We start from the raw sequence: 26712 nt of genomic DNA on the forward strand, positions 1-26712 counted from the left end.
CCAAACCATCAGACAAGAGAACAAGAGGAGACAGCATGGAAGCAAATATCAAGGCAGGCGCCGCGGCCCTCGGGGCCGTCGCCCTGCTCGCGGCGGGGGCGGCGCAGGCGCAGAGCAACGTCACGATCTCGGGCCGCGCCGCGGCGCAGATCGACATGGTCTCGGCCAAGGGCGCGACCGCCGGCGACGCGGCCGACCTGGACGAACGTACCCGCGTCACCGACATCGCGAGCCGCATCCGCTTCTCGGGCAAGGAAGACCTCGGCGGCGGTCAGCGCGCCTTTTTCTGGATCGAGGGCAACACGCCGGTCGATGGCCGCGGCGGCATGTTCGGCAACGAAGGGGCCGAAGGCTACGTCGGACTGGGCGGCGGGTGGGGCGAGCTGATGCTCGGCAAGCGCCACCGGCCGTTCTACATCTCCAGCCTGAGCGCGGACCCGTGGGACATCCTCACGCTGGGCAGCATCGACGCCGTCGTGTATGTCGCGCCGCTCAAGCTCGGCGCTCCGCCCAGCGGCTTCCAGGCGCTCAACAGCGTCAATTACTGGTCGCCCGACTGGAACGGCCTGCGCGTGCGCGGCCAGTTCAGCGCCGGCGAGAACAAGACGGCGACGACGCACGCTACCGACGAATACTCCGTTGCCGCCACTTACGAGCTCGGCGGCCTGCACGCGGGCCTCGGCTATCGCCACCAGAAGGGCACGCTCGAAGGCAGCGGCAATTCGCTCGGACTGGTCGCGACCTATGCGATCCAGGGCGGACCGAAGCTCGGCGCGATCTACGAGGACCACCGCGCCGACTTCACCGGCGATACGCTCCGCATCAACGACTGGGCGCTGACGATGTCCTGGCCCTTCGGCCCGCACGAGCTGCGCGCGAACTATGCGCGCGACTCGGGCGTCAAGGGGGGAGAGCTGTCGCGCAGCGACACGCGCAGCAGCCATTGGGCCTTCGGCTACGCGTATCACGCGAGCAAGCGCACCGAGCTGTATGCGCAGTACGCGCGGTTGAAGAACGGTGCAGCTGCGAGCAACGACTTCGACGCCGCCGTGGGCGGCGTGGCCGCCGGCGCGGATCCGAGGGGGATAGCGCTCGGCATGATCCATTACTACTGAGCGGGCGAGCGGGGCGGTGCGACCGGCCGGGCGCACCGCCCGCCCCGCGGAAACCTGCAGGAGAGAAGCATGACCATGAACAAGGATTACCCCCGCGACCTCGTCGGCTACGGCCGCAACCCGCCTTACGCGAACTGGCCCGGCCGCGCGCGCGTCGCGGTGCAGTTCGTGCTGAACTACGAGGAAGGCGGCGAGAACTGCGTGCTGCACGGCGACCCCGGCAGCGAGCAGTTCCTGTCCGAACTCTTCAATCCGCCCGCGATCCCCGACCGCCACCTGTCGATGGAAGGCATCTACGAATACGGTTCGCGCGTCGGCGTGTGGCGCTTCCTGCGCGAGTTCGAGCGCCGCGGCCTGCCACTGACGATCTTCGGCGTGTCGATGGCCTTGCAGCGCCATCCCGAAGTGACCGCCGCCTTCCGCGAACTCGGCCACGAGATCGCCTGCCACGGCTGGCGCTGGATCCACTACCAGAACGTCGACGAGGCGACCGAGCGCGAGCACATGCGCATCGGCATGGAGATCATCGAACGACTCACCGGCGAACGCGCGCTGGGCTGGTACACCGGCCGCGATTCCCCCAACACGCACCGCCTCGTCGCCGACTACGGCGGTTTCCTGTACGACGCCGACTACTACGGCGACGACCTGCCGTTCTGGATGGAGGTGCAGAAGAGCGACGGCGCGACCGTGCCGCAGCTCATCGTCCCCTATACGCTGGACACCAACGACATGCGCTTCGCGCTGCCGCAGGGTTTCTCGCACGGCGACGAGTTCTTCGAATACCTGCGCGACGCTTTCGATGTGATGTATGCGGAAGGCGACGAGCGCCCCGCGATGATGTCGGTCGGCATGCACTGCCGCCTGCTCGGCCGCCCCGGCCGCTTCCGCGCGCTGCAGCGCTTCCTCGACCACATCGAGAAGCACGACCGCGTGTGGGTATGCCGCCGCGTCGACATCGCGCGCCACTGGCGCGAGCATCACCCCTACGCGCCGGCACGCTGAACCCCTGCGGAAGGCCGGTCGCCGCTGGACGGCCGCCTCCGCGTCCGGTACGCGCTGCGTGCGATCCGCGCCCGTGCCGTGCCGCAGGTTGCGCGGCGTGAGGGCCTTAAGACACGGTTAAGTCATGCTCGCATAGACTCCGCATCGATGTGCGCGGAATCTGTTTCCGGTTGCCCATGGGGGCGGCACGGCCCGCAGTTCATGCGGCCGGCGCATCGTGAGCCACTGTCGGGAGATCCGCGTCCGTGTACATCGTGTTTTTCGCCTGCGCCCTGCTGATCGTGTCGAGCACGGTGCTGCATTACGAAGCCCTGCGGGTGCTGAATTCGACGCTCCCGCGGTTGGGAATACCGAACCGCACCAAGCTCCTCGTCGTCATGGGAGGGACCTTCCTCGCGCATGCGGTCGAGATCGCGCTGTATGGTGCGGCCCTCTACATCCTTGTCCGCTTCCTGAACGCCGGCGAGTTGTCCGGTAAGGCGGGTTTTTCTCTCGCCAGTTGCCTGTACTTCTCGGCGGAAACCTACACGTCGCTCGGCTTCGGCGACCTGACGCCGACCGGGCCGGTGCGCCTGCTGGCGGGCGTCGAGGCGCTCAACGGACTCCTGCTGATCGGCTGGTCGGCCTCCTTCACCTACATCGCCATGGAGCGGTTCTGGAGCGTCGATCCCGCAGCGCCGCGCGACGGGGACGGACAATAGCGATCCCCCCGTCAGCAGGCGTTTCGCGCCGAAGTTCCGTGCCGTACCGTCCCACTTGCCGACGAGGTTCGCCACACCTATGGTGATATATGGTCGATGCATGGCCGATCCCGGCTGCGGCGGCCACCTCGCCTGCGCACTGCCGCAGCGGCAGGCGCGGAACACTGAACAGCAAGGAGATTCGTATGACCAGGTACAAGGTTGGGTACTTTGTCGGCAGCCTCTCGAGCACCTCGATCAATCGCATGCTGGCGAAGGCGCTGGTACGTCTGGCGCCCCCTGAACTGGAGCTGACCGAAATCCCGATCAGGGACCTGGCGCTCTACAGCCAGGATTACGATGCCGACTTCCCGCCGGTCGCTCGCGCCTTCAAGAAGGCGATCGGTGATTCGGATGCCATCCTGTTTGTAACACCGGAATTCAACCGCTCCATTCCCGGCGGCCTGAAGAATGCGATCGACTGGGCGAGCCGCCCCTGGGGCCAGAACTCCTTCGCCCGCAAGCCCACCGCCGTGATCGGAGCCTCACCCGGCTCGATCGGCACGGCCGTAGCCCAGCATAGCCTGCGCGGTGTGCTGTGCTACTGCAACGCGCCGCTGATGAACACGGTCGAGGCATACATCCAGTTCAAGCCGGGCCTCATCACCGAGGACGGACAGGTCACGGATGACTCGACGGCCGAGTTCCTGCGCAACTACATGAACGAGTTCCATGCCTTCATCGTGCGCGTGCTGACTGTGCTGCCGCGCACCACCTGATCGGTCGGCCGGACGTCACCCGATGATCGGCGGGGCGGGCATTCCGCCCGTCGATCCGGTCGTGGGGTGGCGTTTCGGCACGACCCATCCGTTCGGAAAACCGAACGGATCTGCGGCCGGAAATTCGGATTTCCGAACGGCCGCGCACAACTCCGATTCCACTGTTCCATGCGCGCCAAGGGCTGGGCGCCTTGCGCAGTGCAGCAAAAAAGCTGGCACGCCGTCTGCAATGGATATGGCCATCGGGATTATTTATCCCGCCATACCAAAGGAGACATGATGTTGCCGCGCAAGCCCCTGAATGCCACCCTCGCCGCCCTGATCACCGTCGGTGCCGTCGCCCTCGTGCCCGCCGTCGCGCAGGCCAATACGCTGCAGAAGATCAAGGAAACCGGGAGCATCACGCTCGGCCATCGCGAATCCTCGATCCCGTTCTCCTACTACGACCAGAACCAGCAGGTGGTGGGCTATTCGCAGGAGATGATGCTGAAGGTCGTCGAGGCGATCAAAGCCGAGCTGAAGATGCCGAACCTGCAGGTGCGCATGATGCCGGTGACCTCACAGAACCGCATTCCGCTGGTGCAGAACGGCACCGTGTCGATCGAGTGCGGTTCGACGACGAACAACAGCGAGCGCGCGAAGCAGGTGGCCTTCTCGAACACGATCTTCGTCGTCGGCACGCGTCTGATGACGAAGAAGGAGTCGGGCGTGACGGACTTCGAGCAGCTCGCCGGCAAGAACGTCGTGACGACCGCCGGCACGACCTCGGAGCGCCTGCTGCGCAAGATGAACGAGGAAAAGAAACTCGGTATGAATATCATCAGCGCGAAGGACCACGGCGAGTCTTTCCTCACGCTGGAAACCGGGCGCGCGGTCGCTTTCATGATGGACGACGCGCTGCTCTATGGCGAACTGGCGAAGGCCAAGCGCCCGGCCGACTGGACCATCACCGGCACGCCGCAATCATATGAAGCCTACGGCTGCATGATGAGCAAGGACGATCCGGCTTTCAAGAAGGTGGTCGATGCGGCGATCGCGAAGACCATGACTTCCGGCGAGGCCGAGGCGATCTATAACAAATGGTTCCTCGCGGCGATCCCGCCGAAGAACATCAACCTCGGCTTCCCGATCTCGGATGTGATGAAGAAGCTCTTCAAGGAGCCGAACGACCGCGCGTTCGAGTGATCGGTCCGGTCCCGACCCCAACTGAAAAATATAAATGGCCCCCATGCGGGGCCGCGCAAGGAGACTCGAGATGCAAGTTCGCAACCACAAGGGCTGGACCGCCGGCCGCACGCTGGCGCTGATCGCCGCGCTGGCGCTGTCCAGCAGCACCGCTTTCGCCGATGCCAAGAGCAAAGTCGTCATCCTCGCCACCGGCGGCACGATCGCCGGAGCGGGGGCCACCGCCGCCAACAGCGCGACCTATCAGGCCGCGAAGGTGCCGGTCGACAAGCTCATCGCCGGTGTGCCGGAACTCGCCGACGTCGCCGACGTGCGCGGTGAGCAGGTGTTCCAGATCGCATCCGAGAGCTTCACCAACGAGCAACTCATGACGCTGGGCAAGCGCGTCGCGGCGCTGGCGAAGCAGGACGACGTCGACGGCATCGTGGTCACGCACGGCACCGACACGCTGGAGGAGACGGCCTTCTTCCTGAACCTGGTCGTGCATACCGACAAGCCCATCGTCGTGGTCGGTGCGATGCGCCCGGGTACCGCGCTGTCGGCCGACGGCATGCTGAACCTGTACGACGCGGTGTCCGTCGCGGCGGCAAAGGATGCGCGCAGCAAGGGCGTGCTGGTGACGATGAACGACGAGATCCAGAGCGGGCGCGATGTCACCAAGGCGGTCAACATCCGCACCGAGGCCTTCAAGAGCCCGTGGGGCGCGCTGGGCATGGTCGTCGAGGGCAAGAGCTACTGGTTCCGCGGCCCGGTGAAGCGCCACACGACGAACTCCGAGTTCGACATCGACAAGATCGAGAAGCTCGCGCCGGTCGAGGTCGCCTACGGCTACGGCAACATGAGCGACGCGGCTTACCGCGCGTTCGACAAGGCCGGCATCAAGGCGATCATCCACGCCGGCACGGGCAACGGCTCGGTCGCGAAGCACATCGTGCCGGTGCTGCAGGAGCTGCGCGGCAAGGGCGTGCAGGTGATCCGCTCGGCGCGCGTCACCGGCGGCGGCTTCGTGCTGCGCAACGCCGAACAGCCCGACGACAAGTACGACTGGGTCGTCGCCCACGACCTCAATCCGCAGAAGGCGCGCATCCTCGCCGCGGTCGCCCTGACCCGGACGCAGGACAGCAAGGAACTGCAGCGCATCTTCTGGGAATACTAAGAGCTTGTCCCCGGATTTCAAGTCCGGGTAAGCACCCGATCTCCCGCCCCTGAAGCATCCCGTACCGCCGGCGCCTCGTGCGCCGGGGGCAGGGGACGGCTGCGCCGGTTGCATCCGCCGGGGCCTTTTCCTCCGACGTTTCTGGAGTCATGCATGGAATACCAATGGAATTGGGGCGTGTTTCTGCTCCCCAGCGCCGTCAATGACGGCACCTATCTCGACTGGATGTTCGCGGGTCTGAAGACGACGCTCGCGCTGTCGCTGTCGGCCTGGGTGATCGCGCTGCTGGTCGGTGCGGTCGTCGGCGTGCTGCGCACCGCACCGCACCGCGGACTTTCCTTCGCTGCGACCGCCTACGTCGAGATGTTCCGCAACATCCCGCTGCTGGTGCAGCTCTTCTTCTGGTATTTCGTGCTGCCGGAGATGCTGCCGGCTGCCGTCGGCGATGCCTTCAAGGCGATGAACCCGGTCGCGCAGCAATTCATCGCGGCGATGGTGTGCCTGGGCTTCTTCACCAGCGCGCGGGTGGCCGAGCAGGTGCGCTCGGGCATCAACGCGCTGCCGCGCGGGCAGAAGAACGCAGGCCTCGCGCTGGGGCTGACGCTGCCGCAGACCTACCGCCACGTGATGCTGCCGATGGCTTTCCGCCTGGTCGTGCCGCCGCTGACCTCGGAGTTCCTCAACGTGTTCAAGAACTCGGCCGTGTGCTCGACGATCGGCCTCCTCGAACTCGCCGCACAGGGCCGCCAACTGGTCGATTACACCGCGCAGCCCTACGAGTCCTTCGTCGCGGTGACGGTGGCCTACCTCGCGATCAACGTCGTCGTGATGCTCCTGATGCGCAAGACGGAAGCGCTCGTGCGCGTTCCCGGTTACCTCGGAGGCAAGTGAAATGTTCGGTTCTTACGAATTCGACTGGTCGTCGATCCCCGGCTCGCTGAACTTCCTCGGCCAGGGCCTGATGGTGTCGCTCGAGATCACCGCGCTGGCGATCGTCGCCGGCATCGTGTGGGGCACGCTGCTGGCGATGGCGCGCCTGTCGTCGATCAAGCCGCTGGCGTGGGCCGCGGCCGGCTACGTCAATCTCTTCCGCGCCATCCCGCTGGTGATGGTGCTGCTGTGGTTCTTCCTGATCGTGCCGAAGTTCCTCGAGAGCTTCCTCGGCCTGCCGCCGGGTTCCGACGTGCGCCTCGCCTCCGCGATGATCGGTTTCGCGCTGTTCGAGTCCGCGTACTACGCGGAGATCATCCGCGCCGGCATCCAGTCCGTGCCCAAGGGCCAGCTCGCCGCCGCCCACGCGCTGGGCATGAGCTACCCGCAGGCGATGCTGCACGTCGTGCTGCCGCAGGCCTTCCGCAACATGGTGCCGCTGCTGCTGACGCAGGCCATCATCCTGTTCCAGGACACCTCGCTGGTCTATGTGTCGGCGCTCGCCGACTTCTTCGGCGCGGCCTACAAGGTCGGCGACCGCGACGGACGGCTCGTGGAGCTGGTGCTCTTCGCCGGTGCCGTCTACTTCGTGCTGTGCTTCGCCGCCTCGCAAGCCGTGCGCCACTTCCAGAAACGCCTGCAGGGCGCCTGAGCGCCACCGCACTCCGTTCCTAACGAATACACATCGACTTCAAGGGCATCGTCATGATCACGATCGACAAAGTCAGCAAGCATTACGGCAATTTCCAGGTCCTCACCGATTGCTCCACCCACGTGAACAAGGGCGAGGTGGTCGTCGTCTGCGGCCCCTCGGGTTCGGGTAAATCCACCCTCATCAAGTGCGTGAATGGCCTGGAGCCCTTCCAGCAGGGCGACATCCATGTGAACGGCACCTCGGTCGGTGCGCCGAAAACCAATCTCTCGAAGCTGCGCGCCCACGTCGGCATGGTGTTCCAGCACTTCGAGCTGTTCCCGCACATGACCATCCGCGACAACCTGGGCCTCGCGCAGATCAAGGTGCTCAAGCGCGACAAGGACGAGGCGGCGGAGAAGGGGATGTACTTCCTCGACCGCGTCGGCCTCAAGGCGCATGCGCACAAGTTCCCGGGCCAGCTCTCCGGCGGCCAGCAGCAGCGCGTCGCGATCGCCCGCGCGCTCGCGATGGACCCGATCTGCATGCTGTTCGACGAGCCGACCTCGGCGCTCGATCCGGAGATGATCAACGAGGTGCTCGACGTGATGACCGAGCTGGCGCAGGAAGGCATGACCATGATGTGCGTGACGCACGAGATGGGTTTTGCCAAGCGTGTCGCACACCGCGTGATCTTCATGGACCACGGCAAGATCGTCGAGGACGACAGCAAGGAAGCCTTCTTCGCCAACCCGCGTTCGGAGCGCGCGCAGCAGTTCCTCGCGAAGATCCTGCAGCACTGATGTCGTCGGCGCGGCGAGGCGGGGATTCGCCGCCCGGACTGAACTAGAATCCCCGCACCGTCCGCCCGATCGTTTTCGATGCCCCCCCGCCCACGTATCCACGTCGCTGTCCGCCTCGCGCTGGTCGCAGCCTGCATGTTGCTGGCCGGCGTCGCGGTCTACCACTTTAGCGCCCGCGCCGGCCTCGCGGCGCTGCGTGCGGACACGCGCCACGACCTCGATCTGCTGGCGACTGCGGTCGACGGCTCGGTCACCCGTTACGAGCATCTACCCAGTGCCGTCGCGCTGAGCAGCGAGGTTCTCCGCCTGTTGCGCGCCGGAGGGGCGGAACGCGATCCGCTGCAGCCCGCGGCGAACCATTACCTCGAGCAGCTCAACAGTTTCTTCGGCGGCCTCGCGATCTTCGTCCTCGACACCGAGGGCACGGTGGTTGCGTCCAGCGACTGGATCTACTCCGACAACCTGCTCGGCCAGAACCAGAAGCTGCGCGCCTACTTCCAGGCCGCCGTGCGCGGCGCGCCGGACCGCTACTACGCGATCGACGAAACGCGCAGCGAGGCGGGCTATTTCTTCGCTCAGCCGATCCGCGACGAAGGCCAGGACTGGCGCGTCGTCGGCGTCGCGGTCGTGAAGATCGGCCTTGCCGACCTCGAACGCCGCTGGATGCCGCGCGACGAGCCGGTGCTGCTGGCCGATGCCAACGGCGTCGTCATCGTCGCGTCCGTGCCGGACTGGAAATACACCGCGCTGCGCCCGCTTAGCGGCGAAGTCGCTGCCGAAATCGGCGCGACGCGCCGCTACGGCGATCACGTGATCCGCGCCTTCCCCGTCACACTCGGCACGGCCGGCGCGGGCCAGACGACGCTCGTCGCCTTCCCGGAGGCGCCGACGCTCGCCGGCGAGCGCCGCCTCAAGGCGCGCGATTTCCTCGTCGAGACGCGCCTGCTGCCTGGCATCGGCTCGCAGCTGGTGACTTTCGCCGACCTGCGCGCACGCCGCGCCGATGCGCTGACCGACGCCGCGCTCGGCGCCGCCGCGACGGGCTGCGTGCTGCTGCTCGGGCTGTTCCTGCAGCAGCGCCGGCGCACGCTGAAGAGCCGCGCCGAAGCGCAGGTCCTGCTGCAGAGAGCCAACGCCGAACTGGAGCAGAAGGTGAGCCTGCGCACGAGCGATCTCACCGAGGCGAACGAGCGCCTGCGCGCCGAAGTTGCCGAGCGCGAACGCGCCGAACAGACGCTGCGCGCGGCGCAGGACGAACTCGTGCAGGCGGCCAAGCTCGCCGTGCTGGGCCAACTCGCGACCGGCATCACGCACGAGCTCACGCAGCCGCTGGGCGCGCTGCGCACGCTGGGCGGCAACGCGATCGAATTCATGCGCCGCGGCGATCAGGCGACGGCGCAAGGCAACCTGGAAATCATGGCGACGCTGGTCGATCGCATGGGCGAGATCATCGATCCGCTGAAGACCTACGCGCGCAAGTCGCCCGCGCGCCCCGTGTCCGTCGACGTCGCGCACGCGCTGCGCAGCGCGCTCTTCCTCCTCGACCAGAAGCTGCGCCGCGCCGGCGTCACGGTCGACAACCGCTGCGAGCCGGGCAGGGCGCTCGCGTGGTGCGACCAGAACCGCCTCGAGCAGGTGCTGGTGAACCTCATCGGCAACGCGGTCGATGCGATGGGCGAAAGTCCCGTGCGCACGCTGCGCCTCGAAGCGGAGGCCGCGGCGTCCGGGCGGCTCCTCGTGCGCGTCATCGACAGCGGGCCCGGCCTGTCGGATGATGCGCTCGCGCACATCTTCGAACCCTTCTTCACGACCAAGCCGGCCGGCGTCGGCCTCGGGCTGGGCCTCGCGATCTCGCAGGACATCGTCCGCGACTTCGGCGGCGACCTCTCCGCGGCCAACCATCCCGCCGGCGGTGCGGTATTCACGCTCGACCTGCCGACGGCCGGAGAACAACAGGCATGACCCCCTCGCTCGCGTCCCAACCCAAGCAGACCGCGGACCTCAAGGTCCTTATCATCGAGGATGACCCGAACGTGCGCCTCGGCTGCGAGCAGGCGATGCAGCTCGCCGGCATCCCGGTGCAGGCGGTCGCCTCGGCCGAAGCGGGGCAGCGCCTCGTCGGCCCGGATTTCCCCGGCGTCGTCGTCACCGACATGCGCCTGCCGGGCATGGACGGCATGCAGCTGCTGCGCGCGCTGATCGCACAGGACGCCGCGCTGCCGGTCATCATGATCACCGGCCACGGCGACGTGACCCTCGCCGTCGAGGCGATGAGGAGCGGCGCCTACGACTTCATCCCCAAGCCCTTCTCGCCCGAGCACCTCGTCGAAGTCGTGCGCCGCGCCCTGGAGAAGCGCGCGCTGACGATGGAAGTCGAGAGCCTGCGCCGCCGCCTCGATCACCGCGACGCGATCGAGACGCGCCTGATCGGCCGTTCGCCGCAGATGGAGAAGGTGCGCCGCCTGCTGCTGGAAATCGCCGACACCAGCGTCGACGTGCTGATCGTCGGCGAGACCGGCTCCGGCAAGGAGATGGTGGCGCGCTGCCTGCACGACCTCAGCAGCCGCAGCAAGGCCAACTACGTCGCGCTCAACTGCGGCGGCCTGCCGGACAACCTCATCGACAGCGAGCTCTTCGGCCACGAGGCAGGCGCCTTCACCGGCGCGCAGAAGCGGCGCATCGGCAAGATCGAGCACGCCAACGGCGGCACGCTCTTCCTCGACGAGGTCGAATCGATGCCGATGGCGGTGCAGATCAAGCTGCTGCGCGTGCTGCAGGAGCGCATGGTCGAACGCCTCGGCTCCAACGCGCTGATCCCGGTGGCCTGCCGCGTCGTCGCCGCGACCAAGGAAGACCTCCGCGAACTCGCCGACCGCCAGAAATTCCGCGCCGACCTGTATTACCGCCTCAACGTCGCGCGTGTCGAGCTGCCGCCGCTGCGCGAGCGCCGCGAGGACATCCCGCTGTTGCTCGAGCACTTCATGCTGCACGCCGCGCAAGTGCACCAGCGCGCCATCCCCGAAATCGAGCGCGACCAGATGCAGCAGCTGATGGCGCACGACTGGCCGGGCAACGTGCGCGAACTGCGCAACGCGGCAGAGTGCCTGGTGCTGGGCCTGCGCCGCGATTTCGGCGCGACGCCCTCGCCGGAAGCGCGCGGCGCGTCGTTGGCCGAGGCGGTGGAGAACTTCGAGCGCTCCCTGATCGCCGCCGAGCTGCGCCGCCAGAACGGCAACCTCGCCCGCAGCAGCGAGGCGCTGCAGATCGCGAAGACCACGCTGCACGACAAGATCCGGAAATACGGCCTCGCGGGGTAGCCCGCGCGGGTCTGTGGGTGCGGCTTCAGCCGCGAATGGGCCGCGCCACGTGCGACACCGCTGATTCGCGGCTGAAGCCGCTCCCACATGGCGCCTCGCTCTGCGCCGGCGACGCGCCATGCGGCCATCGGCGCCCGGATCCTTCAGCGGCTAGAATCGACCGGTTTCCCTTCCTCGAGCACAACCCCATGACCATCCTGCGCGACAAGCTCTACATCGGCGGCCGCTGGACCACCCCCTCCGGCCCCGCCCTCATCGACGTCATCGATCCGAGCGACGCCTCGGTCTATGCCCGCATCCCTGAAGGTACGCCGGCCGACGCCGAGGCCGCGATCGTCGCCGCCCATGCCGCCTTCGATTCCTGGTCGCGCCTGCCCGCGAGCGAGCGCGCCGAATACATCGAACGCATCGCCGCCGGGCTCGAGGCCCGCCGCGACGAGCTCGCCGCTGCGATCGCGCACGAGGTCGGCATGCCGCTGAAGATGGCCGGACGCTTCCAGGTCGCCGGGCCGGTCGGCAGCTGGAAGCACTACGCGAAGCTCGCACGCGAATTCCAGTGGGAGGAGCGCGTCGGCAATTCGCTCGTCGTGCGCGAACCGATCGGCGTCGTCGGCGCGATCACGCCGTGGAATTTCCCGCTCAACCAGATCTCGCTGAAAGTCGCCCCCGCGCTCGCGGCCGGCTGCACGGTCGTGCTGAAGCCCTCCGAGGTGGCGCCGATCAACGCCTTCATCCTCGCCGAAGTCATCGCCGAGGCGGGCCTGCCCGCGGGCGTGTTCAACCTCGTTACCGGCTACGGTCCGGTCGTCGGTGAGGTGCTGGCGTCCGATCCGCGCGTCGACATGGTGTCCTTTACCGGCTCGACGCGCGCCGGCCGTCGCGTCGCCGAACTCGCCGCGGCCACCGTCAAGAAGGTCGCGCTGGAACTCGGCGGCAAGTCGGCTTCGGTGATCCTCGACGACGCAGACCTCGCCGCCGCGGTGAAGGGTACGGTGTCGAACTGCCTGCTGAACTCCGGCCAGACCTGCTCGGCGCACACGCGCATGCTCGTACCGCGCGCGAAGCTCGCGCAGGCGGCCGAACTCGCCGCCGCGGCGACGGCATCGTTCAGGGTCGGGCCGGCGTTCGCGGAAGACAGCAAGCTGGGCCCGCTCGTGTCCGACGTGCAGCGCGAGCGCGTGGTCGGCTACATCCGCCGCGGCATCGCCGAAGGGGCGAAGCTCGTCGCCGGCGGCCCCGACGCGGCGCCCGCCGGCAGCGGCTTCTTCGTCGCGTCGACCGTGCTGGTCGTCGAGGACCGCAAGGCCACCGTCGCACAGGAGGAGATCTTCGGCCCGGTGCTCGTGATCCTGCCGCACGACGGCGACGAGGACGCGATCGCGCTCGCGAACGACTCGATCTATGGCTTGGGTGGCGGCGTGTGGGCGGGCAGCGACGACCACGCGCTGGCGGTCGCGCGGCGCATCCGTAGCGGCCAGATCGACATCAACGGTGCGCCGTGGAACCCGCGTGCGCCCTTCGGTGGTTTCCGCCAGTCCGGCCTCGGCCGTGAGAACGGCGTCTACGGGCTGGAAGAGTTCCTCGAATTCAAGGCGATCCAGCTGCCGCAGAAGGCCTGAGCGTCGCGCCGCGCACCGGCGCCCTCAGTAACCGCCGCGACCCGGTGTCGGTGCGCGCCGGGCGCGGAAGTCCGGCGTCAGCCCTATCGTCGTGGCGGCGTCGACAGCGCCGTTCGATGGCACCGCGAGCTGCCGCGCCGTCGCCTGTTCGCTGCCTTCGAGCTGCGGATGCCAGACCCGCAACGTGTAGTCGCCGCCGGGCAGGCCGCCGAGCGTGGCCTTGCCGTCGGCGCCCGTCTTGGCGAAGTGGGCGCTTTCGGACACGTAGATGTAGCCGACCATCCAGTCGTGGATGTTGCACCCGAGGATGACGACGCCGGGTTTGTCGAACAGCACCGGGGCGGTCGGCGTGCCGCTGTAGAGCGGCAGCTCGAAGGTCTTGGGCGGCGAGAACGAGTAGACGTGATGCCGGATGTTGTCGTTGTTCGGGAAATGGACGCGCGTGCCCACCTGCACCGGCAGCACGTAGGGGACGAACTCCTTGTTGCGCTGGTCTTCTTCCGCGACGCCTGGCGGGTTGCCGGCACCGGCCGCGCCGCCGGCGGGAACCGCGACCACGACCGCATCGGCGACGGGCTTGCCGTCGCGGTCGCGCACCGTCGCGCGCACATCCCCCGCGAGGGCGGGCGCTACGGGCAGCGCAAGGGCCGACAGTATCAGCAGGCCGCGAATGGCGTCGTTCGCGATGCGGTCGCGGCGCCGGGCCGGGATCAGGGTGCGTTTCTTCATCGCCATTCAGAACCCGTAAAAATAGGACGCGCGGAACAGGTTGCCGCTGTAGTCGATGCCGCCGTCCGCATGGCTGTCGCGGTATTCGTAGCCGAGGCTGACCGAGGACTGGCGGCCCACTTCGCGGCTCACGCCGATGCTGAACACCCGCGTCCGCGCCTGCATCGTGTAGGCGTAGGTATTGTCGCCGAACACCGGGTCGGGCGCGATCGCGCTCGATGCGAGGAAGATCGGCAGGTTGCGTTGCGTCGTCGATACGATGTCGCCGCGATGCCAGGTGTAGCCCACCGAGACGAGGTGGCGCGGGTCGTACGCGAAGTCGGCGCCGATGCCCACGCTGCGGCTCCTGAGGTCGAAGACGTTGGCACGGATGAAGGGAACGACGCGTTCGGGCACGTCGTCCGATTCGCGCCGCTCGCTGCGCACGAAGGCGCGCAGTGCGAGGCGGTCCGACACGCGCTTGCTCGCCTCGGCTTCGGCCGCATACAGCCATCCATCACGCAGCCGGCTGTCGTATTCGAACCGCGTTGCCGATCCCGTCAGCGCAAACTGCGGTACGTAGGGGCCGAGCCCGAACTTCCGGCGGTAGCCCAGCGCGAGGCTGGCGTTGATGTTGTCGAGCCCGTCGTAATGGCGGTACTTGGTGCCCGCCAGGGTGCCCTTCAGCGACAGGCTGTCGTAGTCGGTGAGCTGGAAGCGCGGGCCGCCCGATGTGGAAACGGAGAGCGCGAGGTCGCCCTTGATGTCGCGCCCCAGTTGCGCCCGCGTGAGGTTGTCGTCATAGACGAGCTCGACGCCGAAGTCGTCGAGCACTGCCGCCGATGCCTGGCTTGCGCACAGGACCAGCGCGAGGCAGGCCAGCTTCTCACCGTACTTCATGTCAAGTCTCCTTCGCCGTCGTGCCGTGCGGCGCCCCACGGCGCGCGAGCCAGGGTTCGAGCTGCGTGACCGGCAGCGGCTTGCAGATGTGATAACCCTGCAGGTAGTCGCAGCCCATGGCGCACAGCAATTGACGCACCTCGTCCGTCTCGACGCCCTCGGCAACGACGCTCAGCCCCATGTTGTGGGCGAGGTCGATCACCGAGCGCACGATCGTCATGTCGTCGGGATCGCGCGCCATGTCGATGACGAAGCTCTTGTCGATCTTCAGTTCGGCCACCGGCAGGCGCTTCAACTGCGCGAGCGACGAATAGCCCGTACCGAAGTCGTCGATCGACAGGCTGAAGCCCATCTCGTGCAGCCGTGCCACCGTGTCGAGCGCGCGCGCCGGGTCATCGATGAGCGCACTTTCGGTGATTTCCAGCCGGAACCACTGCGGCGATGCGTCATGGCTCGCCAGCAGTTCGGCACAGCGCTGTGGCAGTTCGGGGCCGAGCAGGTCGCGTGCGGAAAGGTTGATCGACACCTCCAGCGCCAGCCCCGCCGCGCGCCAGCGGGCACATTGCTCGAAGGCGCGGCCCATCACCCACCGCGTGATCTCGCGGATACAGCCCGTCTGCTCGGCGAAGGGAATGAACTGGTCGGGCGGCACGAAGCCGCGCACCGGATGCTGCCAGCGCACCAGCGCCTCCACGCCGGTGATCCGGCCGCTGGCGAGGTCGAGGCGCGGCTGGTAGTAGAGCACGAGCTGATCTTCGTCGACGGCCTGGCGCAGTTCGCCGCTCAGCGACAGCCGGCCGTGGCTTTCGGCTTCAGTATCGAAGGCGACGTCGTAGACGGCGCAGCCCATGCGCTTGCGCTTGGCCACGTACATCGCCGCATCCGCCCGGCTCATCAGCACATTGGGGTCGTCGCCGTGGTCGGGGAAGGTCGCGATGCCGATGCTGCCGCCCACGTCGAGCTGGCGGCCTTCGACGAATACCGGCGCTTCGAAGGCTTGCAGGATCTTGCGTGCGGTCGCTTCGGCCATCGCCTCGCTGGCGGTGGGCAGCAGCACCGCGAACTCGTCGCCGCCCAGGCGGGCGGGTGTATCGGATGCGCGCACGAGCACTGCGCGCAGGCGTTCCGCGACCTCGCACAGCAGGCGGTCGCCGACGTGATGGCCGAGCGTGTCGTTGACCTCCTTGAAGCGGTTCAGGTCGATGAGCAGCACGCTCACCGGTTGCGCGAGCCGGCGGGCGAGCCCGACCGCCTGCTGCAGGCGCTCGTTGAACAGCGCACGGTTGGGCAGGCCGGTCAGCGCGTCCTGCAGAGCCATCGACTTGATCTGCTGCTCGCGTGCGGCGATCGCCAGCCGCATGCGGTTGAAACTGGCCGCGAGCTCCCCGAGCTCGTCGGAGCGTGTCGCAGGCGGTCCCTGGTCATATTCGCCGCGTTCCATGCGGCGCGCGAATTCGGCCAGTGCCGATACCGGCCGTGAAATGCTGCGCGCGATCAGCAGGCTGCCGACCACCGTCGCGCACAGGCTGAAGGCAGCGAGCGCGAGCAGGATGACACGCAGCCCGTCGAAGCGCGCGATCGCGGCGCCCAGCGAGCTTTGCAGGATGGCGACGACCGCAGCGTTGTCCTCCCGGCCGAGGACCGAACCGGACAACAGGAAATCGGCGCCGAGCAGGTCGGGACTGATCGGCGGCACGGCGGCTCCCGCCGGGGGGGCGAGCGCCCCCAGTAGCGCGCTGGTCTTCGGCGGCGGCAGCGTCGTCGCAGCAACGTGCCAGCCGCGCCCGCGCGCCCACGTGGCGAAAGAAACGTCGAGGCCGGTGAGCAGGCTGAGATCCTGCGCGAGCTTGTTGTCGACGGTGAACGCCACCATCACCCACGCGACCGGAACCGGCGCCAGCACCGGCACGACGACGAGCTGGAAGGGCGCATCGTCGATCAGCGCGATCGCGGATGCAGCACCCTTGCGTTCGGCGTTTTCGATCAGGTGTGGAAACGGAAACAGCGGCCGTTCGCCTTGGTTGCCCTGTGCAGCGGTTTCACCGATCACCCGCCGGTCGAGCCCGATCAGCATCATCTTCGCGGCACCGATGCGCGCCGCGTGGTTGGCCATTGCGGAAACGATGGTCGCATGGTCGTTGCTCATCAGCGCCTGACGCAGGCCGAAATCCGACGCGAGCACGCTCGCGGCCGTCGTCAGCTGCTGGGTGCGGTCCTCCATCACGCGGCCGAATATCCGCCGCCCGACGTCGACTTCCTTGCGCACCGACTCGCGTGCGTTCTCCGATACCGCCCAGTTCAGCGCAACCAGGGTCACGAGCTGGATCGCCACCAGCAGCAGCGCGACAAAGACGATGACCTGATGAGCGACGAAGCGCGCCATGCTCACGCGGTCGGCGAACAGCCCGCGAACGGCCTTCCGCGCGGCGCACAGGAGGGGGCTAAGGCGCTGGAGGATGCACGACGGAGAGGAGCAGGGCAGGTGAGCCGCCATGAGTCAGGCGCCCCCTCTGTTCAGGGGGGGCGGCGTGCCTCGTTCCGCGACGGCGTTCGGTGACATGTACTGGCGCTCGTCCTGGGGCGGGTGGCGCCGCCGGTGAAAGCCAAAGGAATGGGTGCGGGCGTCTCCGGCGCTTCTGCTACCGCGAACGCACCGCATCCGTCTCTCCCGTGTGTATGTACGGGAGTGCCTGATAGGTTACCGATTCTTGCGGTAAGGGTACGAGAGATCTTTGACTTCGATCAATGCGGACTGTTACGTAGTTGTAGGGTGCCGTTCGCGAGTCCCCGCGGCGGCAAGGCGATCGACAGGCGCGTTCCGGCTTCATTCCGGTTATACCCAGCCCAGCCCGCCGACCGTTGCGCCGACGACGATCATCCAGATCGGCGCGAGCCGCGTCTTCAAGGTCACCGCCATGGTCGCGGCGATCAAGGCGAGTGCGCCAAGCCGGTGATCCGGCGCCGCGATGAAAGGCAGGCTCAGCAGCCAGCCGGTCGCGAACACCAGTCCGACCGACACCGGTGCGAGGCCTGCGGTGAAGGCGCGCACTGCCGGCGTATCGCGGCGCTGCGCTCCCCAGCGGCTCACGCCCAGCGACAGCAGCGTCGACGGCAGCAGGATGCCGACCAGCGCGGCGGCGGCGCCGACCACGCCGGCGACCTGGAAGCCCAGCACTGGCACGAACAACACGTTCGGCCCCGGCGCGGCCTGCGCCAGCGCGATCGCCGTCGTGAAGTCGGCGTCGTCGAGCCAGCCGCGCTCGGCGACGAGGAAGCGGTGCATCTCGGGCGCGGTCGACATCGCGCCGCCGATCGACAGCAGCGAGAGCATCAGGAAGCGCAGGAAAAGGTCGAAAAGATCGGCCAGGGGCAGGCTGCTCATGGCCGGGCTCCTTCCCGGCGCGCGATGCGCCAACGCGCGAGGCACCAGCCCGCCGTGCCCAGTCCGATCACGACCCACGCGAGCGGCGCGCGGAACACCGTCACCGCGACCAGCGTCGTCAGCCCGAGCAGCGCGCACAGCAGGGGCCCGAGCGCATTGCGGCGCAGTGTGCCCAGCATCTTCAGCGCCATCGCGAGGATCAGCCCTGCAGCGACGGCCCCCATCCCGCGCAGCGCGCCCGCGACGGCCGGGAAGCTCGCGAGCTGGTTGTAACTGGCGGCCAGCACGATCACCAGCACCAGCGGCGCAAGCAGCATCCCGCTGATCGCCGCGAACGCGCCGCGCCAGCCGAAGAAGCGGTCACCGAGCATCAGCGACAGATTGACGACGTTGGGGCCGGGCAGCAGCTGCGCGACGGAATAGGCATCGACGAATTCCTCCCGCGTCATCCAGCGTCGGCGATCGACGAGTTCGCGCTGCGCCACGGCGAGCACCCCGCCGAAGCCTTGCAGCGCAAGCACGGTGAAGGCGATGAACAGATGCCACGGCGAGTGCGGGCGGGGATGGTCTGGCGTGGCGGGTGTCACGGGCGGTGTGTTCTTGCGGTGGGGGCGGGCCGGGCATCGGCCGCGATCGAACGCGAGAGCTTAGCGCAAAGCGGAGCGGGCGGCGCGGCCCGGAAGGAGGGGCGTGCAGCGGGGTGTATCAAAAATTCTTATCGATCCATCGAGGCCGTTGACAGGTAGCAGGCATCGGCTGCATAGTTTGTCCGGACAAACGGACATACGTACAAACAAGGTGCAGACAAGGATGCAGGCAAAGATGAGTGGCGTCGAGGGTGTGTGTCACGCCGGGGATTCGGCGAGCTTGCAGGCCCGGTCCGATGCGAGCGCGACGCTGCTTGCGGGACGAGGCTTCTCCATCCCCGATGCGGACCGCGCCGATGTGCTGGCTGCCGCCGACGAGCTGGCGGCGACGGTCGACCGCGCGGTTGCGGCCCTCGCGCCGGGAGTTGCCCCGGAGCCGTTTGCCGACGCGCTGCAGCGGCTTGCGCGCCCGCCGCTTGCCGGGGGGAACTGCGCGACGACGGCAGCGGGCGCGGGCGTTGCGCATTGCGAAGACGCGGTGCGCACGCATCTCGCCTGCATCGACATGGCCGCGCCGGGAAGGCTGGCGTGGCGCGAGATCGATGTCGAACGGGCGCTGCAACGAGCACGCCAGCTCGACGAGGAGCGGGCGCGGGGCCATGTCCGTGGTCCGCTGCACGGCGTTGTTCTCGGTGTGAAGGATATGTTCGACAGGCTCGGTCGTGTGGCGGGCTGGGGCTCGCCGCTGCGCGAGGGCGCCGCTCCCGCCGCGGCCGATGCAACGGTGGTCGCGCGTCTGGAGCAGGCCGGCGCGGTGATCCTCGGAACCCAGCATATGGCCGAGTTCGCATTGTCGCCGACCGGCCTCAACGCGACCTGGGGGCCGGGGCGCAACCCGTGGAATGTCGAGCATGTTTCGGGCGGCAGCTCCAGTGGCGGAGGCATGACGGTGGGTGCCGGGCACGTCGCGCTTGCGATCGGTTCGGATACCGGTGGGTCGGTGCGCCTGCCTGCCGCCCTGTGCGGCGTGACGGGGTTGAAGCCGACGCAGCATCGCATCAGCGTGGCCGGTGCGATGCCGCTGGCGCCGAGCCTCGACTGCGTCGGGCCGCTCGCGCGCTCCGCGGAGTTGTGCGCCCACGCCTACGTGGCGATGGCCGGCGCCGACTCCGCCGATCCGTCCTGTCTCGCTGCAGCGGTCGTTTCGCCGATTCTCGATGTGCCGGCCGATTGCCTGAGCGTCGCGGTGCCCCGTTTCGAGGTAGGGACGCTCCTGTCGCGGGACATGCTCGTTGCGCTGGAGCAAGCGACGCGCAGCCTCGCCGATGCCGGCGTTCGCATCGTGCCGGTGGATCTGCCCGACCTCGATCTGCCCGGGCGACTCGCCTCCGTGCTGCTCGCGACGGAATCCGCCGCGGTGCATCGGCGATGGCTCGAAGACCAGCCCGAGCGCTATGGGCGCCAGGTCCGGCGGCGCCTGTCGCGCGGCCTGCTGACCGCGAGCGTCGATTATTACGACGCGCTGCGCCTGCGCGCCCCGCTGATGCGCCGCTTCGTCGAGCGCACGCTCGACGGCGTCGATGCGTTGCTGCTGCCGGTGACGCCCGATGTCGCGCCGCGGGTTGTCGATACCGTCGGCGACGACGAGCGCCGTCTGGAAGCCGAGTTCGCGAAGCTGTCGTTCTGGACCCGCGGCATCAACTATTTCGGCGTACCCGCGCTGGCGGTGCCCGCGGGCTTCGGTGCGTGCGGGCTGCCGCTCGGCATCCAGTTCGTCGGTCCGCCGCTCGGCGAGGATCGCGTCCTCGCCCTCGGACACTGCTTCCAGCGCCACACCCGCTGGCACCTCCGCACCCCCGGCGATGATCGCCACGCAATGAATCCGGCCCGCTGAGAACGCCGGCAACAGGGCACCCCTACCCACCAAGGAGAAGACATGAAGATTGCACTGAATCGCCTCGCACGATGGTCGCTGACGCTTGCCGCCGCATGGTGCACACAGGTCGGAGCGGCCGAAATGATCATCACCAGCGAAGTGCCGATCTCGACCAACCCCAGCCCCTATATCGAGCAGTTCATCGCCGAGGTCGGCAAGCGCACCAATGGTGCGATTCAGGGCAAGTACTTCCCCGCCTCGCAGCTCTACAACGATCGCGACGCGCTCGCCGCGCTGGGAACGGGCGGCGTGCATATGGTCTGGCCCGTGGCGAGCCGCCTCGAGCTGATGGACCAGCGTCTGGGCGCGATCAGCCTGCCTTTCCTGCTCGGAACGCGCGAGATGACCAACCGCTGCTTCGCCGACGGCTTCACGCGCCAGGTGTCGGGCTACATCGAGCCGCGCGGCGTCAAGGTGCTGGGCTTCCTGCGCACGGCCGAGCTGCTCTTCATCATGAAGAGCCGCGACGTGCAGCGTGTCGAGGACCTGAAGGGGCAGAAGGTCCGCGTCGTGGGCGGCAAGGTGATGCTCGATGCGATGCAGTCGATCCACGCGAGCCCGGTATCGATGGCCGCCTCGGAAATGTCCGCGGCCCTCGCGCAGGGCGCGATCGACGGGGCGATGACCTCGCCGGCGGGCTGGGTGGATGTGCTCGGGAGCACCGCGAAATTCGCGGCGCTCGCCCCCGGCATGGCGCTGGCGACCTCGGCCGTCGCAGTCGACAAGGCCTGGTTCGACGCCCTCCCCGAAGCCCAGCGCAAGGTCATCCAGACCGCGCTCGACGAAATCATCGTGCGCCAGTGGAAAGAGACCGTCGTCAAGGACGAGCAACTGGTGAAGCAGATGGTCGATCAGGGCGGCACCTACCGCGTGCTCTCCGCCGCCGAAACGGAGCGCTTGAAGGAGCGCTTCCTTGGCGCCGGCCAGGGCTTCCGCGACAAGCATCCGGACGTGTTCAGGCAGGTCGAGGATCTGCGCAAGACCTGCCTGTGAGCGGTGCTGCGTGATCCCCGACGGGCCGGCCGCGGCCGGTCATCCATTCAATATACGAGGAGATATCAATGAGCGTCAGACAGATCGGCGAACAACGCTACCGGGGCCAGATCGGCCGTTACTTCGAGGATTTCGAGGTGGGCGACGTGTATGAGCACCGCCCCGGCCGCACGCTGACCGACAACGACAACATCCAGTTCTCGCTGCTGACGATGAACTACCACCCGATGCACTGCGACGCGGCGTTCGCCGGGAAGAGCGAATTCGGCAAGCTGCTGATGAACAGCGGCCTGACGCTCGCGGTGGTGCTGGGCATGACGGTGCCGGACGTCAGCGGCAAGGCGATCGCCAACCTCGGCTGGAAGGAAATCAAGCTGCTCGCCCCGGTGTTCGCCGGCGACACGATCTACGCCGAGTCCGAGGTGCTGGAAAAGCGCGAATCGAAATCCCGCCCGACGCAGGGCATCGTCACGGTGCGCACGCTCGGCAAGAAGGCAGACGGCACCGTTTTCATGGAGTTCGTGCGCAGCGCGCTGATCCAGAAGCGCGAAGGCAGCCAGGATGCCGACGCCGGTTATTGAGCCGCTGCGGCAGGGCCGCCCGGCAGCGGTGTGCCGCGCAACGCAAACACAAAGCGGGCGACACCGCCCCGACACAACCGAGAGGAGACCTTCCGTGATGACATTCAAGCGTCTTGCCGCAAGTGCGATCGCTTCCCTGTGCGTGATGGCGCACGCGGGCGGCGCATCGGCCGCCGATCTGGTCCTGCCCAGCGAGGTCGCCGCGACCCACTGGAAGACCAAGTACATGAACCAGTTTGCCGAGGGCGTCGCCAAGCGCACCAACGGCGCACTCAACGTGAAGGTCTTCCCCGCGGGGCAGCTCTATAACGACCAGGACGCCCTCGCGGCGCTGGGCACCGGCGCCGTGCACATGGTGTGGCCGGTCGCGGTGCGCGTCGAATCGATCGAACCGCGCACCGGCATCGTCAATCTGCCGTTCGCGGTCAGCGACGACATGATGACGAACCAGTGCTTTTCCGACGGGCTCACGACCTTGATGTCGTCGTATGTCGAGCCCCGCAACCTGAAGATCCTCGGCTTCCTGCGCACCGCCGACCTGTTCTTCGTGTTCCGCAACCGCGACGTGCAGAAGATGGAGGACCTGAAGGGCGCGAAGATCCGCGTTACCGGCGGCAAGGTGTTCCAGGAGACGATGAAGAGCCTCAACACCAGCCCGGTGTCGATGGCCGCCTCGGAGATGAGCACCGCGCTCGCGCAAGGGGCGATCGACGGCGTGTATACCTCGCCGGCCGGCTGGGCGGAGATGATAGGCATGACCGGAAAGTACGCGTGGTACGTCCCCGGCTTCTCGCTGACGACTTACGCGATCGTCGTCGACAAGGGCTGGATCGACGGTCTGCCGGAAGCGCAACGCAAGGCCATCACCGATACGATCAAGGAGATCACGCCGCGCCAGTGGAAGGAAGTTACCGCCGAGGACAAGCAACTCGTCGACAAGATGGTCGCCCAGGGTGCCGTGTTCCGCACCGCAACGCCCGAGGAAGCGAAGCGCTGGCGCGCGCTCGCCAAGAGCAACGAGAAGGTGTTCACCGACAAGTATCCGGAGGCGATCCAGAAGCTCGGTGAGCTCGAGAAGCGGTGCGGCTATGGCAATTGAGGCTGCAGCCATGAAACACGAGTCCATCCCGGCGCCCGCGCCGACGATTGCCCCGCAGGGGCGCGTGACGGAGCCGCGCCGGAGCTGGTGGCAGTGGTTCGAATCCGGCCCGCTGCTGAGCTTTGCGACGCTGATGTTCCTCGCCTCGACCGCGATCATGCTGATCGAAGGCGGCAGCCGTTCGCTGTTCGACGAAAGCTATTTCTGGGCCGAGGAGTCGGTGCGTTACCTGATGGTGTGGGCCTTCTTCCTGACGCTGGGGGCGGCCGGCACCGCGGGCAACCACATCCGCACCGAGTTGCTGGTCGACCACATGCCGGCGGGCATCCGCAAGGCCATGCACGTCGTCGCCAGCCTCGTCGGCATCGGCTTCGGCGTGGGGCTCTTCTACGCCTCGCTGCCGCAGGTCCAGCGCTACTACACGATGGGGATGATGACCGAATCGAACCTGGACCTGCCGGTGTGGATCCTGTTCCTCGCCATGCCCCTCGGCGCGCTGCTGCTGCTCGGCTACTACCTCCGCTGTCTCGTGCGCGCGCTGCGCGGCGAGGATCCCTACGCATCCTCGCACGGCCCGACCGGCTCCGAACTCTAGGAGACATCATGCTCATCGCAACTTCCCTCGTGCTGATGCTGGTCCTGCTCGCCGTCGGCACGCATGTCGCCGTCGCGCTCGGGCTGGTCAGCACGGGCCTGATCCTGATGCTCGACGGCGTGCCCACCACGGTGATCGCGCAGACGGCCTTCAAGTCGGTCAACAGCTACCCGCTGATGGCGATCCCGATGTTCGTGCTCGCCGGCAACCTGATGATGCGCGGCAACATCGCGAGCCTGATGATCGACCTCGTCGGCAGCCTGGTGCGCGCCGTGAAGGGCGGACTCGCGCTGACGGTCATGATCGCCAGCGTGTTCTTCGCCGCGGTGTCCGGCTCCAGCGTCGGCTCGGCGGCGGCGATCGGCGCCTCCACCGTCGATGGCCTCAAGCGCGAGAAGTACCCCGCGCGCTTCTCTGCCGGCATCGTCGCGGTCGGCGGCACCCTCGGCCTGATGATCCCGCCCTCGCTCGGCTTCATCCTGATCGGCTCCATCGTCGGCCTGCCGGTGGACAAGCTCTTCATCGCCGGCGTGCTACCGGGCCTGATGGAAGCGACCCTGCTGATGATCGCGGTGGTGGTCATTTCGCGTCGCTACAACTTCGGTGCCAGCGCGCAGAGTCCGGACTGGAGCGGCTTCTCGCGCCGCCTTCCGGGAGCGGGCGCGGCGCTGATGATGCCGGTGCTGATCCTCGGCGCCATCTACACGGGCTACCTGACCCCGACCGAAGTCTCCGCCTTCGCCGCCGCCTATGCCGTGCTGCTGTGCGTGCTGGTCTACCGCAGTGTCACGCTGGGCGGCGTGTGGCAGGTCGCGAAGGACTCGCTGCTGCAGACGACCATGATCTTCGCGGTCGTCATGGGCGGGAGCCTGATCGGCTTCGTGCTGGCGCGCATGGGCGTCTCGGCCCAGCTCGTCGCCGCGATCACCGCGATGGACATGAGCCCGTGGCAGTTCCTGCTGCTCGCGAACGTCGTGCTGCTGATCCTGGGCATGTTCCTCGACGGCGTCGCGATGATCGTGCTGACCGCGCCGCTGCTGTTCCCGGTTGCCACCGCGCTGGGCATCAACCCGATCCACTTCGCCGTGATCATGGTCGCCAACGTCGAGATCGCAACGCTGACCCCGCCGATCGGCCTCAACCTGTTTGTCATGAGCGGCATCACCAGGCTGCCCGTGCATGAAGTCGCCCGCGGCGTGCTGCCCTTCTACGGCGTGCGCCTTGTGGGCCTGATGCTCGTCTCCTACATCCCGCAGATCTCTTTGTTCCTTGTCGATTGAGGAAGAACCCCCGATGAATGCTCCTAAATCCCCCGCCGACGCGCTGATCGCGCCGATCCTCGCAAAATTCGCCGCCGATCTCGACTACGATGCCATCCCCGCCGAGGTGCGCGAACGCGCGAAGTACCTGATCCTCGACGCCGTCGGCATCGCCCACGCCTCGACCCGTTACGACTTCGCCCACCGCTCGCTGTCGGCCGTGTCCGAGTTCGGCCGCGGCGACGCCGACGTCATCGGCCTCTCAGCCAAGCTCACGCTGCGCGACGCGGTGCTGATGAACGGCATCCTCGTGCATGGCCTGGACTACGACGACACCCACGCCCGCGGCGTCATCCACGCCACCGCGAGCTGCTTTCCGACGGCGCTGGGCGTGGCCGCGCAAGCGGGCCTCACCGGCCGCGAACTCCTCGCCGCCTACATCGTCGGCATGGAAGTCGCGACCCGTCTCGGCTCGGTCGCGAAGGGCGGCTTCCACCAGACCGGCTTCCACCCGACCGGCCTCATCGGCACCTTCGCCTGCGCGCTGATCGCCGGCCGCCTGCACGGCATGAACGCCGATCAGCTCGCGATGGCGCAGGGCATCGCGCTCTCGGTCGCCTCCGGCAGCCTCGAGTTCCTGCAGGACGGCGCGTGGACCAAGCGCATGCACCCCGGCTGGGCTGGGGTCGCCGGCATCACTGCGGCCACGCTCGCGAAGCACGGTTTCGTCGGCCCGAAAGCGGCCTACGAAGGGCGCTTCGGCCTCTACAACAGCCACCTCGGCGCGCTCGCCGAGAACTGCGACTACGTGCTCGCCACCGAAGGTCTCGGCGAAGCCTGGGAGGTCGCCCAGGTTGCGGTCAAGCCGCTGCCCGCCTGCCACTTCACGCACTCCTGCGCCGATTCGGCGATGGCGATCGCCCGCGCGCACACCTTCCGCCCCGAGGACATCGAGAAGGTGAGGGCGCTGATCCCTGCCGAGGTCGTCAAGACCGTGTGCGAGCCGGTCGTCAACAAGCAGAAGCCGCAGAACAGCTACGACGCCCAGTTCAGCATCCCGTATGCGGTGGCCTCAGGCCTCGTGCGCGGGCGCTTCGGCCTGGGCGAGCTGGAGGACGGCGCGCTCGCAGATCCCGCCGTGCTGGCAGTCGCCGGCAAGGTCGCCTACGAGGTCGACCCGAACTCGGCCTTCCCCAGGTACTACTCCGGCGAAGTCATCGTCACGCTGCGCGACGGGCGCGAATTCACGCACCGCGAGCACGTCAACCGCGGCGCCGCCGACCGCCCGATCACCAACGAGGAAGTCGTCGACAAGTACATGGAGAACGCCTGCCTCGCCGTGTCGCCGCAGCGCGCACGCCAGATCCGCGACACCGTGCTCGCGCTCGACGAAATGCCCGCCGGCGCCTTCTCCGACGCGCTCGCCGCACAGGCCTGACCCCCGACCCCGAC

General features: G+C 67.7%; 24 protein-coding genes. 19 read left to right on the top strand and 5 right to left on the bottom strand.

The genetic code is table 11. The features are described from left to right. Positions 1–35 precede the first annotated feature (35 nt). The 12 genes from F464_RS0126055 (at position 36) to F464_RS0126110 (ending at position 13220) form a co-directional block, all read left to right on the top strand. Positions 36–1115, top strand: a complete 1080-nt coding sequence (locus F464_RS0126055; RefSeq protein WP_018992810.1) for a porin — start codon at positions 36–38, stop codon at positions 1113–1115. A 69-nt stretch (positions 1116–1184) separates the two neighbouring features. Continuing rightward, positions 1185–2120, top strand: coding sequence for an allantoinase PuuE (gene puuE / locus F464_RS0126060; RefSeq protein WP_018992811.1), 936 nt, complete (start codon positions 1185–1187; stop codon positions 2118–2120). Between the two features lie 245 nt (positions 2121–2365). Continuing rightward, complete coding sequence (locus F464_RS0126065) at positions 2366–2821, top strand: potassium channel family protein (protein WP_018992812.1); 456 nt, start codon at positions 2366–2368, stop codon at positions 2819–2821. Positions 2822–3006: 185 nt separating this feature from the next. After that, complete coding sequence (locus F464_RS0126070) at positions 3007–3579, top strand: NADPH-dependent FMN reductase (RefSeq protein ID WP_018992813.1); 573 nt, start codon at positions 3007–3009, stop codon at positions 3577–3579. Between the two features lie 276 nt (positions 3580–3855). Beyond that, entirely contained in the window at positions 3856–4764 is a 909-nt protein-coding gene (locus tag F464_RS0126075) for a glutamate/aspartate ABC transporter substrate-binding protein (protein WP_018992814.1), read from the top strand. A 70-nt stretch (positions 4765–4834) separates the two neighbouring features. Continuing rightward, positions 4835–5920 (top strand): type II asparaginase, encoded by a 1086-nt coding sequence (locus F464_RS0126080; protein ID WP_018992815.1) that lies wholly within the window; start codon positions 4835–4837, stop codon positions 5918–5920. 153 nt (positions 5921–6073) lie between these two features. Next, entirely contained in the window at positions 6074–6811 is a 738-nt protein-coding gene (locus F464_RS0126085) for an amino acid ABC transporter permease (protein ID WP_018992816.1), read from the top strand. 1 nt (position 6812) lies between these two features. Beyond that, a complete protein-coding gene (gltK, locus tag F464_RS0126090) occupies positions 6813–7502 on the top strand; it encodes a glutamate/aspartate ABC transporter permease GltK (protein ID WP_018992817.1) in 690 nt (229 codons plus the stop codon). A 53-nt stretch (positions 7503–7555) separates the two neighbouring features. After that, positions 7556–8284, top strand: a complete 729-nt coding sequence (locus F464_RS0126095) for an amino acid ABC transporter ATP-binding protein (RefSeq protein WP_018992818.1) — start codon at positions 7556–7558, stop codon at positions 8282–8284. A gap of 78 nt (positions 8285–8362) precedes the next feature. Continuing rightward, positions 8363–10246 carry a sensor histidine kinase gene (locus tag F464_RS0126100; protein WP_026296342.1) on the top strand — a complete coding sequence of 628 codons (1884 nt, stop codon included), beginning with the start codon at positions 8363–8365 and terminating at the stop codon, positions 10244–10246. After that, the gene (locus tag F464_RS0126105; RefSeq protein WP_018992820.1) at positions 10243–11601 is read left to right on the top strand and encodes a sigma-54-dependent transcriptional regulator; all 1359 of its coding nucleotides are present in this window, start codon (positions 10243–10245) and stop codon (positions 11599–11601) included. The genes F464_RS0126100 and F464_RS0126105 overlap by 4 nt, the downstream gene beginning before the upstream one ends. A gap of 188 nt (positions 11602–11789) precedes the next feature. After that, positions 11790–13220 carry an aldehyde dehydrogenase family protein gene (locus F464_RS0126110; RefSeq protein ID WP_018992821.1) on the top strand — a complete coding sequence of 477 codons (1431 nt, stop codon included), beginning with the start codon at positions 11790–11792 and terminating at the stop codon, positions 13218–13220. A gap of 24 nt (positions 13221–13244) precedes the next feature. Here F464_RS0126110 and F464_RS31475 read toward each other — a convergent pair whose 3' ends face one another. The 5 genes from F464_RS31475 to F464_RS0126135 form a co-directional block, all read right to left on the bottom strand. After that, positions 13245–13949, bottom strand: coding sequence for a hypothetical protein (locus F464_RS31475; protein WP_232429038.1), 705 nt, complete (start codon positions 13947–13949; stop codon positions 13245–13247). A 6-nt stretch (positions 13950–13955) separates the two neighbouring features. Next, entirely contained in the window at positions 13956–14828 is an 873-nt protein-coding gene (locus F464_RS0126120) for a hypothetical protein (protein WP_018992823.1), read from the bottom strand. Between the two features lies 1 nt (position 14829). Further along, complete coding sequence (locus F464_RS0126125) at positions 14830–17322, bottom strand: bifunctional diguanylate cyclase/phosphodiesterase (protein ID WP_157354209.1); 2493 nt, start codon at positions 17320–17322, stop codon at positions 14830–14832. Between the two features lie 339 nt (positions 17323–17661). Continuing rightward, the gene (locus tag F464_RS0126130; protein WP_018992825.1) at positions 17662–18210 is read right to left on the bottom strand and encodes a chromate transporter; all 549 of its coding nucleotides are present in this window, start codon (positions 18208–18210) and stop codon (positions 17662–17664) included. After that, a complete protein-coding gene (locus F464_RS0126135; RefSeq protein WP_018992826.1) occupies positions 18207–18797 on the bottom strand; it encodes a chromate transporter in 591 nt (196 codons plus the stop codon). Before F464_RS0126135 ends, F464_RS0126130 begins: the two co-directional genes overlap by 4 nt. A gap of 235 nt (positions 18798–19032) precedes the next feature. Here F464_RS0126135 and F464_RS0126140 point away from each other — a divergent pair, with 235 nt between their 5' ends. The 7 genes from F464_RS0126140 (at position 19033) to F464_RS0126170 (ending at position 26698) form a co-directional block, all read left to right on the top strand. After that, a complete protein-coding gene (locus tag F464_RS0126140) occupies positions 19033–20691 on the top strand; it encodes an amidase (RefSeq protein ID WP_157354212.1) in 1659 nt (552 codons plus the stop codon). Positions 20692–20733: 42 nt separating this feature from the next. After that, a complete protein-coding gene (gene dctP / locus F464_RS0126145; protein ID WP_018992828.1) occupies positions 20734–21726 on the top strand; it encodes a TRAP transporter substrate-binding protein DctP in 993 nt (330 codons plus the stop codon). A 68-nt stretch (positions 21727–21794) separates the two neighbouring features. After that, a complete protein-coding gene (locus F464_RS0126150; protein ID WP_018992829.1) occupies positions 21795–22307 on the top strand; it encodes a MaoC family dehydratase in 513 nt (170 codons plus the stop codon). 97 nt (positions 22308–22404) lie between these two features. Next, entirely contained in the window at positions 22405–23406 is a 1002-nt protein-coding gene (gene dctP, locus F464_RS0126155; RefSeq protein ID WP_018992830.1) for a TRAP transporter substrate-binding protein DctP, read from the top strand. A gap of 10 nt (positions 23407–23416) precedes the next feature. Next, on the top strand, positions 23417–24001 hold the full coding sequence (locus F464_RS0126160; protein ID WP_018992831.1) for a TRAP transporter small permease: 585 nt from the start codon (positions 23417–23419) through the stop codon (positions 23999–24001). Positions 24002–24009: 8 nt separating this feature from the next. Then, positions 24010–25281 carry a TRAP transporter large permease gene (locus F464_RS0126165; RefSeq protein ID WP_018992832.1) on the top strand — a complete coding sequence of 424 codons (1272 nt, stop codon included), beginning with the start codon at positions 24010–24012 and terminating at the stop codon, positions 25279–25281. 13 nt (positions 25282–25294) lie between these two features. Beyond that, positions 25295–26698: an MmgE/PrpD family protein gene (locus F464_RS0126170; protein WP_018992833.1), complete on the top strand. Its 1404-nt coding sequence runs from the start codon at positions 25295–25297 to the stop codon at positions 26696–26698. The last annotated feature ends 14 nt before the right edge of the window (positions 26699–26712 follow it).

This window comes from Aromatoleum toluclasticum ATCC 700605, from assembly GCF_000378245.1.
In the GTDB taxonomy this organism is placed as follows: Bacteria; Pseudomonadota; Gammaproteobacteria; order Burkholderiales; family Rhodocyclaceae; genus Aromatoleum; species Aromatoleum toluclasticum.

Bases quoted from the DNA above. Each gene is read 5' to 3' on its own strand.
- puuE (WP_018992811.1), top strand. From the start codon at position 1,185: ATGACCATGAACAAGGATTACCCCCGCGACCTCGTCGGCTACGGCCGC.
- F464_RS0126140 (WP_157354212.1), top strand. From the start codon at position 19,033: ATGAGTGGCGTCGAGGGTGTGTGTCACGCCGGGGATTCGGCGAGCTTG.
- F464_RS31475 (WP_232429038.1), bottom strand. From the start codon at position 13,949: ATGAAGAAACGCACCCTGATCCCGGCCCGGCGCCGCGACCGCATCGCG.
- F464_RS0126160 (WP_018992831.1), top strand. From the start codon at position 23,417: ATGAAACACGAGTCCATCCCGGCGCCCGCGCCGACGATTGCCCCGCAG.
- F464_RS0126105 (WP_018992820.1), top strand. From the start codon at position 10,243: ATGACCCCCTCGCTCGCGTCCCAACCCAAGCAGACCGCGGACCTCAAG.
- F464_RS0126120 (WP_018992823.1), bottom strand. From the start codon at position 14,828: ATGAAGTACGGTGAGAAGCTGGCCTGCCTCGCGCTGGTCCTGTGCGCA.
- F464_RS0126165 (WP_018992832.1), top strand. From the start codon at position 24,010: ATGCTCATCGCAACTTCCCTCGTGCTGATGCTGGTCCTGCTCGCCGTC.
- F464_RS0126075 (WP_018992814.1), top strand. From the start codon at position 3,856: ATGATGTTGCCGCGCAAGCCCCTGAATGCCACCCTCGCCGCCCTGATC.
- F464_RS0126055 (WP_018992810.1), top strand. From the start codon at position 36: ATGGAAGCAAATATCAAGGCAGGCGCCGCGGCCCTCGGGGCCGTCGCC.
- F464_RS0126080 (WP_018992815.1), top strand. From the start codon at position 4,835: ATGCAAGTTCGCAACCACAAGGGCTGGACCGCCGGCCGCACGCTGGCG.
- dctP (WP_018992828.1), top strand. From the start codon at position 20,734: ATGAAGATTGCACTGAATCGCCTCGCACGATGGTCGCTGACGCTTGCC.
- F464_RS0126125 (WP_157354209.1), bottom strand. From the start codon at position 17,322: ATGGCGGCTCACCTGCCCTGCTCCTCTCCGTCGTGCATCCTCCAGCGC.
- F464_RS0126095 (WP_018992818.1), top strand. From the start codon at position 7,556: ATGATCACGATCGACAAAGTCAGCAAGCATTACGGCAATTTCCAGGTC.
- F464_RS0126110 (WP_018992821.1), top strand. From the start codon at position 11,790: ATGACCATCCTGCGCGACAAGCTCTACATCGGCGGCCGCTGGACCACC.
- F464_RS0126085 (WP_018992816.1), top strand. From the start codon at position 6,074: ATGGAATACCAATGGAATTGGGGCGTGTTTCTGCTCCCCAGCGCCGTC.
- F464_RS0126170 (WP_018992833.1), top strand. From the start codon at position 25,295: ATGAATGCTCCTAAATCCCCCGCCGACGCGCTGATCGCGCCGATCCTC.
- F464_RS0126070 (WP_018992813.1), top strand. From the start codon at position 3,007: ATGACCAGGTACAAGGTTGGGTACTTTGTCGGCAGCCTCTCGAGCACC.
- dctP (WP_018992830.1), top strand. From the start codon at position 22,405: ATGACATTCAAGCGTCTTGCCGCAAGTGCGATCGCTTCCCTGTGCGTG.
- F464_RS0126100 (WP_026296342.1), top strand. From the start codon at position 8,363: ATGCCCCCCCGCCCACGTATCCACGTCGCTGTCCGCCTCGCGCTGGTC.
- F464_RS0126150 (WP_018992829.1), top strand. From the start codon at position 21,795: ATGAGCGTCAGACAGATCGGCGAACAACGCTACCGGGGCCAGATCGGC.
- F464_RS0126130 (WP_018992825.1), bottom strand. From the start codon at position 18,210: ATGAGCAGCCTGCCCCTGGCCGATCTTTTCGACCTTTTCCTGCGCTTC.
- gltK (WP_018992817.1), top strand. From the start codon at position 6,813: ATGTTCGGTTCTTACGAATTCGACTGGTCGTCGATCCCCGGCTCGCTG.